The 16,796-nt window shown below is 53.5% G+C and carries 10 protein-coding genes; 7 read left to right on the plus strand and 3 right to left on the minus strand.

Annotation, left to right across the window (positions count from 1 at the left end; translation table 11 throughout):
- Nucleotides 1-167 precede the first annotated feature (167 nt).
- On the minus strand, nt 168-887 hold the full coding sequence (gene ubiG, locus F3J26_RS02095) for a bifunctional 2-polyprenyl-6-hydroxyphenol methylase/3-demethylubiquinol 3-O-methyltransferase UbiG (RefSeq protein ID WP_166872251.1): 720 nt from the start codon (nt 885-887) through the stop codon (nt 168-170).
- Nucleotides 888-1,047: 160 nt separating this feature from the next.
- Here ubiG and gyrA point away from each other — a divergent pair, with 160 nt between their 5' ends.
- Both gyrA and rcsC read left to right on the plus strand, forming a co-directional pair.
- On the plus strand, nt 1,048-3,684 hold the full coding sequence (gyrA, locus tag F3J26_RS02100) for a DNA topoisomerase (ATP-hydrolyzing) subunit A (RefSeq protein ID WP_008459847.1): 2,637 nt from the start codon (nt 1,048-1,050) through the stop codon (nt 3,682-3,684).
- A gap of 124 nt (nt 3,685-3,808) precedes the next feature.
- On the plus strand, nt 3,809-6,664 hold the full coding sequence (rcsC, locus tag F3J26_RS02105) for a two-component system sensor histidine kinase RcsC (RefSeq protein WP_008459848.1): 2,856 nt from the start codon (nt 3,809-3,811) through the stop codon (nt 6,662-6,664).
- 64 nt (nt 6,665-6,728) lie between these two features.
- On the opposite strand, the gene rcsB is transcribed toward rcsC, so the two are convergent.
- Both rcsB and rcsD read right to left on the minus strand, forming a co-directional pair.
- On the minus strand, nt 6,729-7,379 hold the full coding sequence (rcsB, locus tag F3J26_RS02110) for a response regulator transcription factor RcsB (RefSeq protein ID WP_008459849.1): 651 nt from the start codon (nt 7,377-7,379) through the stop codon (nt 6,729-6,731).
- 16 nt (nt 7,380-7,395) lie between these two features.
- Nucleotides 7,396-10,059 carry a phosphotransferase RcsD gene (rcsD, locus tag F3J26_RS02115; RefSeq protein ID WP_166990990.1) on the minus strand — a complete coding sequence of 888 codons (2,664 nt, stop codon included), beginning with the start codon at nt 10,057-10,059 and terminating at the stop codon, nt 7,396-7,398.
- Between the two features lie 837 nt (nt 10,060-10,896).
- On the opposite strand from rcsD, the gene F3J26_RS02120 reads away from it, so the two are divergent.
- The 5 genes from F3J26_RS02120 (at nt 10,897) to F3J26_RS02140 (ending at nt 16,689) form a co-directional block, all read left to right on the plus strand.
- Nucleotides 10,897-11,994: a porin OmpC gene (locus tag F3J26_RS02120; protein WP_166990993.1), complete on the plus strand. Its 1,098-nt coding sequence runs from the start codon at nt 10,897-10,899 to the stop codon at nt 11,992-11,994.
- Between the two features lie 130 nt (nt 11,995-12,124).
- Complete coding sequence (gene apbE / locus F3J26_RS02125) at nt 12,125-13,171, plus strand: FAD:protein FMN transferase ApbE (protein WP_166990996.1); 1,047 nt, start codon at nt 12,125-12,127, stop codon at nt 13,169-13,171.
- 73 nt (nt 13,172-13,244) lie between these two features.
- The gene (ada, locus tag F3J26_RS02130; protein WP_008459853.1) at nt 13,245-14,318 is read left to right on the plus strand and encodes a bifunctional DNA-binding transcriptional regulator/O6-methylguanine-DNA methyltransferase Ada; all 1,074 of its coding nucleotides are present in this window, start codon (nt 13,245-13,247) and stop codon (nt 14,316-14,318) included.
- Complete coding sequence (gene alkB / locus F3J26_RS02135) at nt 14,318-14,959, plus strand: DNA oxidative demethylase AlkB (RefSeq protein ID WP_166990999.1); 642 nt, start codon at nt 14,318-14,320, stop codon at nt 14,957-14,959. Before ada ends, alkB begins: the two co-directional genes overlap by 1 nt.
- Before the next feature lie 83 nt (nt 14,960-15,042).
- Nucleotides 15,043-16,689 carry a multidrug ABC transporter permease/ATP-binding protein gene (locus F3J26_RS02140; protein WP_166991002.1) on the plus strand — a complete coding sequence of 549 codons (1,647 nt, stop codon included), beginning with the start codon at nt 15,043-15,045 and terminating at the stop codon, nt 16,687-16,689.
- Nucleotides 16,690-16,796 lie beyond the last annotated feature (107 nt).

The following is a 16,796-nucleotide window of genomic DNA, read 5'->3' on the forward strand; positions in this document are numbered from 1 at the left end:
GAGCGCTTTTTTCGTAAGTCCACGTCACATAAGGCTTGAGGGAATTGTCAATGGGATGCAAAAAAAATGAAAATTTTGATCGGGTGCTGATTTCTTAAACTTCATCGATAATTGCGCAACGGTTCTGGCGCAATTATCGATAATCAATCCTTATACGATATGCCGATTTATGCTTCAGTATGCAGCATATAATTAACATCTACCCCTGGGCCCAGCTTGAATACGTTGGTGATTGGGTTGAAATGTAATCCGGTCATATGGCGCTCGCGCAGCGGGGTTTCATCCACCCAGCGTAAGAGTTCGGCGGGCTTGATAAACTTTTTAACATCGTGCGTGCCTTTCGGCACCATGCGCATCACATACTCAGCGCCGACGACGGCCATCAGCCAGGCTTTGCCGTTGCGGTTAATGGTAGAGAAGAAGACGTGGCCGCCGGGTTTGACTAAACGCGCGCAGGCGTGAACCACCGATTGTGGGTCAGGCACGTGCTCCAGCATTTCCATACAGGTTACGACGTCGTACTGCCCGGCGTGTTTGCTCGCGTGTTCTTCGACCGTCTCCTGGACATAGTCCACCTTAACGCCGCTTTCCAGTGCGTGAAGGCGAGCCACCTGCAGCGGTTCAAACCCCATATCCAGGCCGGTGACGTTGGCGCCTTCACGAGCCATGCTTTCCGCCAGAATGCCGCCGCCGCAGCCAACGTCGAGCACGGTTTTACCGAACAGCCCACCGGCGCGCTGGTTGATATAGCCTAAACGCAGCGGGTTGATGCGGTGCAGCGGCTTAAATTCACCTTCCAGATCCCACCAGCGGGAAGCGACAGCTTCAAATTTGGCGATTTCCTCGTGGTCGACGTTCTGCGTAACCGGTTGGTTTTCAGCATTCATTACAGCGGTGACTCCTTGCAGATGTTAAGGCTGGCAGTATATCAGGCTAACGGCGTGAATAAAGCGCCGACAATTGCGTTGAGGTTTCCCCACACAGGGCCGGATGTGTTATAATTTGCGACCTTTGAATCCGGGAAAACAGTAGAGGGATAGCGGTTACATGAGCGACCTTGCCAGAGAAATTACGCCGGTCAACATTGAGGAAGAGCTAAAGAGCTCGTATCTGGATTATGCGATGTCGGTTATTGTCGGCCGCGCACTGCCAGATGTCCGCGATGGACTTAAGCCGGTACACCGTCGCGTGCTTTACGCGATGAACGTATTGGGCAATGACTGGAACAAAGCATACAAAAAATCCGCCCGTGTTGTTGGTGACGTTATCGGTAAATATCACCCTCATGGTGATACCGCGGTTTATGACACCATCGTCCGTATGGCACAGCCATTTTCCCTGCGTTACATGCTGGTCGACGGCCAGGGTAACTTCGGTTCCGTAGACGGCGACTCCGCCGCGGCGATGCGTTATACGGAAATCCGTATGTCGAAAATCGCCCACGAGCTGATGGCAGACCTGGAAAAAGAGACGGTTGATTTCGTCGATAACTACGACGGCACCGAAAAAATTCCAGACGTCATGCCAACCAAAATTCCTAACCTGCTGGTAAACGGTTCATCCGGTATCGCAGTCGGGATGGCGACGAACATTCCGCCGCACAACATTACCGAAGTGATCAACGGCTGCCTCGCCTATATCGAAGACGAGAACATCAGCGTTGAAGGGCTGATGGAACACATTCCAGGCCCGGATTTCCCGACTGCCGCTATCATTAACGGCCGCCGCGGTATTGAAGAAGCGTATCGCACCGGCCGCGGTAAAATTTATATTCGCGCCCGTGCTGAAGTAGAAGCGGACGCGAAGACCGGCCGCGAGACCATCATCGTTCACGAAATTCCGTATCAGGTGAACAAAGCTCGCCTGATCGAGAAAATCGCCGAGCTGGTGAAAGACAAACGCGTGGAAGGCATCAGCGCCCTGCGCGATGAGTCTGATAAAGACGGTATGCGTATTGTTATTGAGATTAAACGCGACGCCGTGGGCGAAGTGGTGCTCAATAACCTGTATTCCCAGACTCAGCTGCAGGTTTCCTTCGGTATCAACATGGTGGCATTGCACCATGGTCAGCCGAAGATCATGACCCTGAAAGAGATCCTGTCTGCGTTCGTGCGCCACCGCCGCGAAGTGGTGACCCGTCGTACCATCTTCGAACTGCGCAAAGCCCGCGATCGCGCGCATATCCTTGAAGGGTTGGCTATCGCCCTGGCGAATATCGACCCGATCATTGAACTTATCCGTAACTCGCCAAATGCTGCCGAAGCGAAAGCGAGCCTGGTAGCCCGTTCCTGGGACCTGGGCAACGTTTCTGCAATGCTTGAGCGTGCGGGTGACGATGCCGCGCGACCTGAGTGGCTGGAGCCAGAGTTTGGCATCCGCGACGGTAAATATTTCCTCACCGAGCAGCAGGCTCAGGCGATTCTGGATCTGCGTCTGCAGAAACTGACCGGCCTTGAGCACGAAAAACTGCTCGACGAGTATAAAGAGCTGCTGGAGCAGATCGCTGAATTACTGCACATCCTGGGCAGCGCAGAGCGCCTGATGGAAGTGATTCGCGAAGAGCTGGAAGCGATGCGCGATCAGTTCGGCGACAACCGTCGCACCGAGATCACCGCCAACACCGCAGATATCAACATTGAAGATCTGATCAACCAGGAAGATGTGGTGGTCACCCTGTCTCACCAGGGCTATGTGAAGTATCAGCCGCTGACCGATTATGAAGCGCAGCGCCGCGGTGGCAAAGGCAAGTCGGCCGCCCGTATTAAAGAAGAAGACTTCATTGACCGCCTGCTGGTGGCCAACACCCACGACACGATCCTGCTGTTCTCCAGCCGTGGTCGCCTGTACTGGATGAAGGTTTATCAGCTGCCGGAAGCGAGCCGTGGCGCGCGTGGCCGTCCAATTGTGAACCTGCTGCCGCTTGAGCAGGACGAGCGTATTACCGCGATTCTGCCGGTGCGCGAGTACGCAGAAGGCATCAACGTGTTCATGGCAACCGCAAGCGGTACCGTGAAGAAAACTGCGCTGACCGACTTCAGCCGTCCGCGTTCAGCGGGCATCATCGCCGTTAACCTTAACGAGGGTGACGAGCTGATTGGCGTTGATTTAACTAACGGTAGCGACGAAGCCATGCTGTTCTCGGCGGCAGGTAAAGTGGTGCGCTTCAAAGAAGACGCCGTTCGTACCATGGGCCGTACCGCAACGGGCGTTCGCGGGATCAAGCTTGCCGGTGACGACAAAGTGGTGTCTCTGATCATTCCTCGCGGTGACGGCGCGATTCTGACCGTTACCCAGAATGGTTACGGTAAACGCACCGCGGCGGCCGAGTATCCAACCAAGTCTCGTGCAACACAGGGCGTTATCTCTATCAAGGTCACCGAACGTAACGGCAGCGTCGTTGGGGCGGTGCAGGTGGAAGATACCGACCAGATCATGATGATCACCGATGCCGGTACGCTGGTGCGTACCCGCGTGTCTGAAGTCAGCGTGGTCGGGCGTAACACCCAGGGCGTTATTCTCATCCGTACTGCGGAAGACGAAAGCGTTGTGGGCCTGCAGCGCGTCGCCGAACCTGTGGATGACGAAGAGCTGGACAGCATCGACGGTAGCGTGGCGGAAGGGGACGATGATATCGCGCCTGAAGCGGATACCGATGATGATGTTGCCGATGAAGCGGACGAATAATCCAGAATAGTCGTAAATAAAGGGTCGCTTTGGCGGCCCTTTTTGTTTGCCGTTGCGGGACAAAGGTTTTGCGGCTACCTTAAGCGCATCTCCGTTCACTCGCTCGCGTACTTTCAGGCCCAATTTGAAATACTTCGTCTCTTTTCGCAGCACCCTTAAAATTTCGCGCTACCTGTTCAGGGCGCTGGCGCTTCTGCTCTGGCTGCTTATCGCGCTGTTTTCCGTGTTTTACATCGTCAACGCGCTGCACGATAAAGAGTCGGAGATTCGCCAGGAGTTTAACATCAGCTTTGACCAGGCCCAGCGCTACATCCAGCGCACTTCGGACGTGGTGAAAGAGCTGAAGTACATTGCTGAAAACCGTCTCACGGCGCCCAATGGCGTGCTTCCTCCGCTCGATCAAAGCGCGGATAAAACCGAGGCGCCAACGTTTATGCCGCTTTTCCCGGACTCTGACTGTTCGGCAGTGAGCGTGACCTGGCGAAGCTCGCTGCAGTCTCTCTCCTGGTTCCTGCGCTACTGGCGCGATAACTTCTCCGCGGCGTACGACCTCAACCGGGTGTTCCTGATTGGCGGCGATAATCTCTGCATGGCAGATTTTGGGCTGCGTGATATGCCGCTGGAACGGGAAAACGCGCTGAAAACGCTGCATGAACGCATCATGAAGTATCGTACCGCGCCGCAGGATGAACGGGCGAACAGCATTTACTGGATTGGGCAGGGGCCGCGCCCCGGCATTGGCTATTTCTACACGCTGACGCCGGTCTATCTGGCGAACCGCCTCCAGGCGCTGCTGGGGATTGAGCAAACGGTGCGTATGGAGAATTTCCTGACGCCGGGCACGCTGCCTATTGGCGTCACTATCCTGGATGAAAACGGGCACCCGCTGATATCGCTGACCGGCCCGGAATCGCGCATTGAACCGGAAAGTCGCTGGATTCAGGATCGCTCCTGGTTCGGCTATACCTCTGGCTTTAAGGCGCTGGTACTAAAGAAAAACCTGCCGCCGTCCTCGCTGAGCGTGATTTACTCTGTGCCTGTCGATTTGGTGCTGGAAAGCATCAGAATGCTTATCCTCAATGCGGTTTTACTCAACGTCCTGGTAGGCATTGTGCTGTTTACCCTGGCGCGAATGTATGAGCGCCGGATCTTTATTCCGGCCGAGAGCGATGCCCAGCGGCTGGAGGAGCACGAGCAGTTCAACCGGAAGATCGTCGCGTCTGCACCCGTGGGTATCTGTATTTTGCGCACCCAGGACGGCACTAATATTCTGAGTAACGAACTGGCGCACAATTACCTCAATATGCTGACGCACGAGGACAGGCAGCGGCTGACGCAGATTATTTGTGGCCAGCAGGTCAACTTTGTCGATGTCATGACCAGCAACCACACCAATCTGCAGATCAGCTTTGTGCATTCGCGCTACCGCAATGAGAACGTGGCAATTTGCGTGTTGGTTGACGTCAGTGCCCGCGTGAAGATGGAGGAGTCCCTGCAGGAAATGGCTCAGGCCTCGGAGCAGGCGAGCCAGTCTAAATCTATGTTCCTCGCCACTGTCAGCCATGAACTGCGTACGCCGCTGTACGGCATCATAGGTAACCTGGATCTCCTGCAGACCAAAGAGCTGCCGAAGGGCGTGGACAGGCTGGTCACGGCGATGAACAACTCATCCAGCCTGCTGCTGAAAATCATCAGCGACATTCTCGACTTCTCGAAAATCGAGTCAGAGCAGTTGAAAATTGAGCCGCGTGAGTTTTCTCCGCGCGAGGTGATGAGCCACATTACCGCCAACTATCTGCCGCTGGTGGTTCGCAAGCAACTGGGGCTGTACTGCTTTATCGACGATGATGTACCGCTCACGCTGCAGGGTGACCCTATGCGCTTGCAGCAGGTTATCTCCAACTTACTGAGTAATGCGATTAAGTTCACCGATATTGGCTGTATTATCCTGCATGTTTCTATCAACGGCGATTACCTGAGCTTCCGGGTGCGCGACACCGGGGTAGGGATCCCGACCAAAGAAGTGACCCGGCTTTTTGACCCGTTCTTCCAGGTGGGGACCGGCGTGCAGCGTAATTTCCAGGGAACCGGGCTGGGGCTGGCGATTTGCGAAAAGCTAATCAGCATGATGGATGGCGATATTTCGGTGGATACCGAGTCGGGAATGGGCAGCCAGTTTACGGTGCGTATCCCGCTGTATAAAGCGCAGTTTGCGCCGAAGAATAATGTTGAAGGGCTGGCGGACAAGCGCTGCTGGCTGGCTATTCGCAATGATTATCTCAGTAGCTACCTGGAATCTTTGCTGATCAAAAACGGGCTACAGGCGCAGTCCTGGTCGGGTGAAACGCCGGGCAGCGACGATATTCTGATTACCGATGATAATCTGGTGGCGCCGTGGGGCGGCCGGGCGGCAATTGTCTTCTGCCGCCGCCATATCGGTATTCCCGTTGAATTTGAACCTGGCCGTTGGGTGCACAGCGTCGCAGCGCCGCACGAGTTGCTGCCGCTGCTGGGGCGGATTTACAGCATTACTGTGGATGTGCCTGGCAGTTCTCCGGCGCTGACGGCGGCCAGTGAGATAAGCGAGCGAAACGATGACATGATGATCCTGGTGGTGGATGACCATCCGATCAACCGTCGCTTGCTGGCCGATCAGCTCGGATCGCTCGGCTATCAGTGCAAAACGGCGAATGACGGGATCGATGCGCTGAACGTGCTCAGCAAAAATCATATCGATATCGTACTCAGTGACGTCAACATGCCGAACATGGACGGCTATCGCCTGACGCAGCGCATTCGCCAACTGGGGCTGACGCTGCCGGTCATCGGCGTGACGGCAAACGCGCTGGCGGAAGAGAAGCAGCGCTGTCTGGAATCCGGTATGGACAGCTGCTTGTCTAAACCGGTCACGCTGGATGTGATTAAACAGACGCTGGCGGTTTATGCTGCCCGAGTGCGAAGTACACGCGATGCCTCGTAAACTAAGCTCATAAAAAAGCCCCGCATGAAAATGCGGGGCTTTTTCTTGGTGGCCGTGGCGGAGATTACTCTTTGTCCGCCGGTGTCAGGCTCACTGAGGAAAGGTAATTCAGCAGGGCAATGTCGTTCTCGACGCCCAGCTTCATCATCGCTGATTTCTTTTGGCTACTGATAGTTTTGATGCTGCGGTTCAGCTTACGGGCTATCTCGGTCACCAGGAAACCTTCGGCGAACAGGCGCAGAACTTCGCTTTCTTTCGGCGACAGGCGCTTATCGCCATAGCCACCTGCGCTGATTTTTTCCAGCAGGCGGGAAACGCTCTCAGGGGTGAATTTCTTGCCTTTCTGCAACGCGGCGAGCGCTTTTGGCAGATCGGTTGGCGCACCCTGTTTCAGCACAATCCCCTCAATGTCGAGATCCAACACCGCGCTGAGGATTGCCGGGTTGTTGTTCATGGTTAGCACGATGATCGACAGGTTAGGGAAGTGGCGCTTGATGTATTTGATCAGTGTGATGCCATCGCCATATTTATCGCCTGGCATGGACAGATCGGTTATCAGTACGTTGGCTTCAAGCTTTGGTAAATTATTGATCAGTGCCGTGGAGTCTTCGAATTCACCGACAACATTCACCCATTCGATCTGCTCAAGAGATTTGCGAATGCCGAACAGAACAATCGGATGGTCGTCAGCAATAATTACGTTCATGTTGTTCATGTAATAGGCTACCTTGCTACAGCAGACTTTTGACGTAAGCATCAATGTCGCTGATATATTTTTGTATGTTTGAAGCATCACTTTCACGAATGTGGTGCTCCAACGTTTCACATAACTGTTTGCCGGGCACCAGATTCAGCATCGCAAACACGCCCTTCAGGCGGTGCGCAGTCTGCGCCAGAGCGGCAAAGTCGCCCGCTGCAGATTCAGTATACAGTCTGGTGACATCTTCCGGTACCGTGTCGACAAACAGCGCGTAATAACCGCTGGCGTGCAGCTGAGCGTTTTCGTCGCCGCCCAGAGGCGAATCGGGTGTGTCTTCCTCCGCCAGTTGGTTTTCAATCAGCTGCAGAACGGCGTCCTGCATCGCGTTGCTGATATTAAAGTTTACCCGGAACTGGCCAGGTGCAATCTTCCGCATCCCGTTTTCATCATCGCTTAAAAGCAAGCCCGAAGCAGTAAGATTAGACGGATTATCAGTGAGGAAGATATCAAAGTCTTGACTCGCGAGTCTTTCGTCCGGGGAAATGCAGTTCGCGCCCCAGTTTTCCAGCATGCGGGTCACAATCGTTCGGACCTCGTTGGAGGTGATATCCAGCATCGCCACAACGTCATCCAGCAGCCTCTCATCCCGAGAATCAGCCTGTGACTCTGCGGCCATCCTGATATGTAAATTATAGCGTGTGCCGATGTCCGGGCGCGTTTTGATGTTCAGATGCCCGCCGAGCTTACGAGCAAGGCGATCGCAAAGGTAGAAAGCCAGCCCGTTGGCCTGCCCATAGCGGTCTTCGCTGGTTTCGTTGAGGAACGGGAAGTGCAGGTTATCAATTTCACCGCCGCCGATACCGTTACCGGTATCCAGGACGCGGAACAAGAGGCGATCTGGCCCGGCTTCCTCCTCGCTAATATCAAGCGTGATCTTGCCAATCTGCGTAGTGGTCACGGAATAGTGCAGCAGCAGCTCAAGGATTTTGCGCAGCACGTCTTTGTCGCCGTGGCGTTTTTCATCGGCCGGCAGGTTATTGTTGATGAGTAGCTGCAGCCCTTTACGCTTGATAATCGGCAGCATCGACAGGGCAACTTCATCAATCAGGGACTGAATAGAAAACTCGCTGACGCTGGTTTTCCAGCTGTCGGCTTCCAGCATGTTGAGGAGCTGGATCTCGTCGACCAGACGGACAATGACCTGGGCATCATTTGCCAACTGCAGATGTTTGCTGTCGTTAATTTCTGCGGCATGTTCCGCCAGTTGCTTAACCGGAAGCTGCAGGGCTTCGCCGATATGCTGCATGAAGGCGGCCCGGCCCTGCTGGTTTTTCTCATACAGACGCTGGGCCTGTTTGAGTTTTTTGTTCACCAGAATTTCGCGATCCTGATCGCGGATCACAAAAATCTGCGTGCGCGGGGCTATCTGGCTACGGAACTGACGAATCTCATACAGCTCGTTGTTGACCGTGGCCTGAATGACCCCCTGATGCTGGTCCGCCATCGAAATAATATTTTGCAAATTCAGGTGGGGGAGCAGGTGATCGGCAATTTTATTGCTGATCACGGTACGGTTCGCGTCGAGGTCGTGAACCAGCAGGCCAAGGGGCAGGATCGCGACGATCTCTTCATTTAGCGCACGCAGTATTTGCAGCTCGCCATTCCCCGAATTGCTTTCCGCCTGCCGCTGAGGCTGCTGGCGGAAGGTTGCAAAGCCAAAAACGGCCAGACCGAGCAGCGCGATGTTCAGCAACAGCGGCAGAAGAATATTTTGCAGCGTGTCCATCATCAGCGTCCCAAACGGAACTTGCCACACCAGCTGGAGCTGCGTCGTCGCTACCGGAGCCGTAATTTCAATTCGTGCACTATTAAAGTTAATGCTGACGCTGTCCGGATCGTCTTTATCCGTTGAAGTTGTCGCGGCTGTCCGCTGGCGTTCGTCAGGATCCAACTGGAAGCTGTCCAGGGACATAGTAGGCGGGATAAGATCGTTAATCGGCAGATCGAATGCGACCACGGTTGCCAGATGCCCAGGCTGGTTAAAGGTGGTTCTCAGCGTGAAATAATGGCCGTTTTGCCAGTTAAGTTTGCGCAGAGGCGAGAAGCTTTCCCGCTCATCGAGGGCATTAGCCTGCTGCAGCATCTCCGCGCGGCGTGAATCCACGATGGTGCCGACGCCGGAGTCTTTGAAACCAGATGACAGGTCCTTGAGCGGCAGCGTTGAGACCAGAATCATGCTGTTGTCCTGGCCGTTAAGGTAGTACATCGACCAGGGGCTGCTTTCCGCTCCCCACAGCGTGTCCAGGTAGCCGGATATTCGCTGCGTCATTTCCAGCGTGGAGCTGTCATGGGAGCCAAAAATCAGCGCCTCGGTTTTGCTTCGCGGTTTATCGAGGTAATAGACGTCCTGACGCAGCCGGGTTTCCTGGAGATTTTCGCCAGAGGCTGCCGGGGCCGTCGCGATGTTGTCGTAGATTTGCCATGTGGCGTAGCGGTAGGTTTCTACACGCTTATGCAGAGCATGGGTGATATCGACAATCTGGTAGCTTTTGTCCTTTAGCCAGGCATTAACGGCGCTTTGCACCAGGACGCCCATCGAGACGAGCAGAACGACGATCAGCAGCAAAAAGAAGCGGGTAATGTTGCCGGGGAACAGTGAAAACTTATTTAGCGGCGTATTTTCAGACTGGCTCATTGTATGTATGCAACCCGGCGAAGCCTCGCCAATCCTGGATGATAGGTAGCCCAACTGCTTGAGTGAGCCGTTTCGCCTTAGCGGTTTAGCGCTTGCAGATGCTAAGAATACCTTTATATGGCGGTGTCGTCAGCAATCTGACGCAGTATAAGGTGTTCTCCGTTTTTTTTCAGGTGACTGATTATTAGGAAAAATCCTTAAATAATAATTTACCTTAAGTCTTGTTGGTAATTTGTACAGCTAGGCGAGATTTGTACAAATATTCGCTGAGGGTATGTTGGGCGTGGGAAATAGAATTGTTTAAGAAAAATCCGCATTCTGTATGAAATATGGAGAAAAAAAGCAGGCTGATTAATTAACAGACGTTACAAATTGCATAGCTAGCACACAGATATTAAATTTGTGTAAAGATGAGTAAAAAAAAACCGGATGCAAGCATCCGGTACTAATAGGGGTAAACGGACATTCAGATTCGAATGACGGTAATAAATAAAGTTAATGATGATAGCGATAATGATTCTATCGCCTAAGTTAATAAAAAAATTATCATTGAGTGCTACTTTTTTATTTTAGATATAACTCATTGATTTTATTGTTTTGTTATTATTTTTTGATTATTAATGCTTATATTTTTAGCTATTCGTGCTAAAAAAAGTTCCCTCTAATTTACATTTAGATACATCTATATTGATAAATGAAACATCTATATAGTTTTCGTATCATATTCTCGTTGGATTATTCAGTATTTGTTTTGGACAATGAATTTGCCGACTGATTAGAGGGTTAATCAGTAAGCAGTGGTAAATAAAATAAGGCATATAACAGAGGGTTAATAAGATGAAAGTTAAAGCACTGTCCCTTCTGGTACCGGCTCTGCTGGTAGCAGGCGCTGCAAATGCAGCCGAAATTTACAACAAAGACGGCAATAAATTAGACCTGTACGGTAAAGTTGATGGTCTGCACTATTTCTCCAACGATAAAACCGCTGATGGCGACCAGACCTACGTTCGCTTTGGCTTCAAGGGCGAAACCCAGATCAACGACCAGCTGACCGGTTACGGCCAGTGGGAATACAACGTTCAGGCGAACAACACTGAAAACTCCAGCAACCAATCCTGGACTCGTCTGGGCTTTGCTGGTCTGAAGTTCGGTGATGCAGGTTCTTTCGACTACGGTCGTAACTACGGCGTTGTTTACGATGTCACTTCCTGGACCGACGTTCTGCCAGAATTCGGTGGCGATACCTACGGTTCTGATAACTTCATGCAGTCTCGTGCTAACGGCGTGGCAACCTACCGTAACACTGACTTCTTCGGTCTGGTTGATGGCCTGAACTTTGCTCTGCAGTATCAGGGTAAAAACGGCAGCGCCAGCGGCGAAGGTCAAACCAACAACGGTCGTGACTACCAGCGTCAGAATGGTGACGGCTTCGGTGGTTCTGTAACTTACGCCCTGGGTGAAGGTTTCAGCGTTGGTTCAGCGATCTCCAGCTCTAAACGTACTACCGCTCAGAATGCTGCTGGCGTACTGGGTCACGGTGACGATGCAACCACCTACACCGGTGGCCTGAAATACGACGCGAACAACATCTACCTGGCTACTCAGTACACCCAGACCTACAACGCAACCCGCGCTGGCAGCCTGGGCTTTGCTAACAAAGCACAGAACTTCGAAGTGGTTGCTCAGTACCAGTTCGACTTCGGTCTGCGTCCATCCGTGGCTTACCTGCAGTCTAAAGGCAAAGACCTGGAAAACGGCTACGGCGACCAGGACCTGCTGAAATATGTTGATGTGGGCGCGACCTACTACTTCAACAAAAACATGTCCACCTACGTTGACTACAAAATCAACCTGTTGGACAAAAATACCTTCACTCAGAATGCGGGCATCGGTACCGATGACGTTGTGGGTGTAGGCCTGGTTTACCAGTTCTAATTCTGTTAAAGCAGATAAAGGCGCCGCAAGGCGCCTTTTTTATGTCTCAAACCTCAATGGCTCGCCGCTTGCTCCCTCTCCCGGCCGCTTTTGCAGTACCCTTACGCTCCCGAAACTGGAGACTGACACCATGGATTTACGCATTATTCGTCACGGCTGGCTTGCCGTCGCTCTTTTTGCTCTCTCAGGCTGCGATAACGCTCAGCCTGACGCCACAAAGGCCATGGTACTTGAGGGGAAAACCATGGGAACTTACTGGCGCGTGAGCCTGGCGGACGTTGATGATGCACAGAAAGCCTCACTGCAGAAAAAAATTCAGGATCAGCTGGATGCCGACGATCGGCTGATGTCGACCTGGAAAAAAGACTCGGCGCTTTCCCTTTTTAACCAGTCCGCCAGCACTGAGCCGTATCCGGTGAGTGAGGCGATGAGTGATATTGTCACGATGTCGCTGCGCATCGGTGCGAAAACCGATGGGGCGATGGACATTACAGTCGGGCCTTTGGTCAATCTGTGGGGCTTCGGGCCCGATAAACAGCCGCTGCACACGCCGAATCAGGCACAAATCGATGCCGCCAAAGCCTTAACCGGTTTGCAGCATCTGAAGGTGGTGAATGCTGCCGGTAAGCAATGGCTGCAAAAAGATCTTCCCGGCCTGTATGTCGATCTGTCGACCATCGGGGAGGGTTACGCCGCCGACCATCTGGCCCGCCTGATGGAGCAAAATGGCATTAGCCGCTATCTTGTTTCTGTCGGAGGCGCGGTCACCACCCGCGGCACTAATCCGGCGGGAAAAGCCTGGCGGGTGGCTATTCAGAAACCGACCGATCGGGAGAATGCCGTGCAGGCAATGGTGGATATCAACGGCCACGGGATCAGTACCTCAGGCAGTTACCGCAACTATTACGAGCTGGACGGTAAGCGTATTTCCCACATCATTAACCCACAGACCGGGCGGCCTATTGAACATAAATTAGTTTCCGCTACCGTCATTGCACCAACGGCGATGGAAGCCGATGGCTGGGACACGGGGTTGATGGTCTTAGGGGAAGAAAAAGCCAAACAGGTTGCGGAGAAAGAAGGCCTGGCCGTTTACCTTATCAGCAAAGAAGGGGACGGATTCCGGAGCTGGATGTCGCCTCAGTTCAAAACCTTCTTGCTTGACGAAAAAAATTAAAAAGCAAGAACCCGAGTTTTTCATCCGGCCTGTGCTGCCATGATGGTATCGTTAAATTAAGCATGAGGTCGCGATGATGAAGCAGACAAACGGGTATATTACAGAGCAGCAGCGCTGGCAGGCGGTGGAACAGCGCGACACGCAGGCCGACGGGCAATTCGTTTTTGCCGTCAAAACCACCGGTATTTTCTGCCGGCCTTCCTGCAGCGCTCGCCGTCCGCTACGTGAAAATACCGCTTTCTACGCCACACCCGAAGCGGCGCTAGAGGCCGGGTTTCGCGCCTGCAAGCGCTGTCAGCCGGATAAGCTTGCCCCTGAGCGCCAGCGAGTGGCGCGCATTGAAGAAGCTTGCCGGATTATTGAATCCAGCGAAGTGCCGCTGACCCTGGATGAGCTAGCCGGGCGGGTCGCCATGAGCAGCTTTCATTTCCACCGCCTCTTTAAAAGCGTCACGGGCCTGACGCCAAACGCATGGCAAAAAGCGCATCGCGCTCGTCGTTTACGTGCTGGCCTGGCACAAGGGAAAGGGGTGACAAACGCCATTTTTGATGCGGGTTTTCAGTCAGGGAGCGCGTATTACCATCAGGCGGATGCTGCGTTGGGCATGACGGCAAGCCAGTATCGTAAAGGTGGTGCCCGTGCTCATGTCCAATTTGTAGTTGGCACCTGCCAACTGGGGGAATTCCTGGTGGCGGAAAGCGAGCGCGGTATTTGTGCAATCCTGTTGGGTGAGAACGCCGAAACGCTTATCGGTGAGCTGGAAACTGAATTTCCTTCGTCACAACTTACTCCGGGCGATGAGGCATTCGCTTCACGCGTGGCACAGGTCATTGGTTTTATCGAATCGCCTACGGCTGAGTTTTCGCTGCCGCTGGACATTCGCGGGACGGCATTTCAGCAACAGGTATGGCAGGCGTTACGATCCGTTCCGCCAGGAACTACCGTTAGCTATAGCGAACTGGCGGAACGTATCGGTAAACCTGCTGCCGTGCGGGCGGTGGCCGGAGCCTGCGCGGCTAATACGCTTGCAGTCGCCATTCCCTGCCACAGGGTGATCCGCAGCGACGGTGGTTTGTCCGGCTATCGCTGGGGCGTGGAGCGCAAGCGTCAGCTGCTGGAAAACGAAACGAGAAGGCAGAAAGAATAATGCTGGATTTGTTTGCTGATGAATCTCCGTGGGAAGAGCCGCTTGCCGAGGGTGCGACAATTCTGCGGCGCTTTGCCCGGGAAGAGGCCGCCGCGCTGCTGGCCGGTGTTGGGCAGGTTTCTCAGCAGTCGCCTTTCCGCCATATGGTGACGCCTGGCGGCTACACCATGTCGGTGGCTATGACCAACTGCGGCGCATTAGGCTGGAGCACAAATCAGAATGGTTACCTCTATTCGCCACAGGATCCTCTGACCGGGCAGGGCTGGCCATTGATTCCGGAAGTATTTCTGTCCATTTGCCACCGAGCCTCGCGCGCGGCGGGTTATCTGGATTTTGAACCCGATGCCTGCCTGATCAACCGCTTTGCCGCAGGCACCAAACTCTCTCTTCATCAGGATAAAGACGAGCCTAATTTGCGCCAGCCCATTGTTTCGGTTTCGCTTGGCTTGCCTGCCATATTTCAGTTTGGTGGCCTGCAGCGCGGAGACCCTTTGCAACGTATCATGCTGGAGCATGGTGACGTTGTGGTATGGGGGGGCGCGTCACGGCTTTTTTATCACGGTATTCTGCCGCTCAAACCCGGTTTTCATCCTCTCACCGACCAATTCCGCTACAACCTGACCTTTCGTCGTGCTTCGTAAGGCGAATAAAAATAAGAATTATTCTTGATGTGGGCGGCGAGCCGTTTAAACTGCTCGCTGTTTTATTTTGCCGGTAGGGAATTATGGAGCTACTTCGTGTGGTTTATCGCCAGTATCGCTGGCCTTTTGTAATGGTCATGGCGTTAAGCCTGGCCAGTGCGGCGCTGGGCATTGGCTTGATTGCGTTCATTAACCAGCGTCTGATTGAGACACCCGATCTTACCTTCGCGGTTCTGCCAGAGTTCATGGGATTACTCTTGTTGCTGATGGCCGTGACGCTGGGTTCGCAGTTGGCGTTAACCACCCTTGGACACCATTTTGTTTTTCGTCTGCGTAGCGAGTTTATCAAGCGCCTGATGGACACCGACGTAGAGCGCGTCGAGCAGTTGGGCAGTGCTGCGCTGTTGGCGGGGCTAACCAGCGACGTGCGCAACATTACGATTGCCTTTGTTCGCCTGCCGGAACTGGTACAAGGCATTATTCTGGCTATCGGTTCCGCAGCTTACCTTGCCTGGCTGTCACCTAAAATGCTGGGCGTGACCACCGTATGGCTGGTTATCACCATTGTGGGCGGTTATCTGCTGGTGGCGCGGGTATACAAACACATGGCCCAGCTTCGTGAAATTGAAGACCAGCTTTATCACGATTATCAAACCGTTATCGAAGGGCGTAAGGAACTGGCCCTGAACCGCGAACGTGCGGAGCGGATGTACGAAGACACCTACACGCCTCACGCTGCCGATTATCGAAACAATATTATCCGCGCAGATACCTACCACCTTAGCGCCGTGAACTGGTCCAACATTATGATGCTGGGTGCGATTGGGCTGGTGTTTTATATGGCTAATAGCCTGGGCTGGTCCGACACCAACGTAGCGGCAACCTTTTCTTTAACGTTGCTATTTTTGCGTACGCCACTCCTTTCCGCCGTCGGGGCGTTACCGACGCTGCTGAGCGCCCAGGTTGCCTTCAATAAGCTGAATAAGTTCCAGCTCGCCCCGTACGATGCTGCGTTCCCCCGTTCGAAGGCCGCCGGGAACTGGCAGCAGATTGAAATGCGCGATGTAGTGTTTCAATACGGGGATAATAGCTTTAGCGTTGGCCCGCTGAACCTCACTATCAAGCGCGGGGAACTGCTGTTTCTGATTGGCGGTAACGGCAGCGGAAAATCGACCCTGGCGATGTTGCTGACAGGACTTTATCAGCCGGTCAGCGGGGCGATTTATCTTGATGGCCAGCGCGTTGAGGCCCGGACGCAGGATGACTACCGTCGGCTATTCTCAGCGGTATTCACCGACGTTTGGCTGTTTGACCGCCTTCTGGGGGCACAGGGTAAACCGGCTAATTCTGAGCTGGTAAACAGCTGGCTCGAGCGGCTGAAAATGAGCAGTAAGCTAGAGCTGGACAACGGTACCATTCTCAACCTCAAGCTTTCGAAAGGGCAGCGCAAGCGCGTGGCGCTGCTGCTGGCGATAGCGGAAGAGCGAGATATCATCCTGCTCGACGAATGGGCCGCAGACCAGGATCCTCATTTCCGGCGTGAATTCTACCAGGTATTGCTGCCGTTAATGCAGCAAATGGGGAAAACGGTCTTTGCCATCAGCCATGACGATCACTACTTTATTCACGCTGACCGGCTTCTGGAAATGCGCCAGGGCCAACTCAGCGAGCTGACCGGCGACGAGCGGGCACAAGCTTCACGCGATGCCGTGGCAAGAACGGGCCATTGAGTCAGCGCCACCTAAACAAAGTAAAAAAACCAGCCAATTAAGGCTGGTTTTTTGTTTTCTTCATCCCGTCAGGCTATAAACTAACTCGTCGTTTCCAGGGAATTATT

It is taken from the genome of Enterobacter sp. Ap-867 (genome assembly GCF_011752855.1).
GTDB lineage: Bacteria > Pseudomonadota > Gammaproteobacteria > Enterobacterales > Enterobacteriaceae > Cedecea.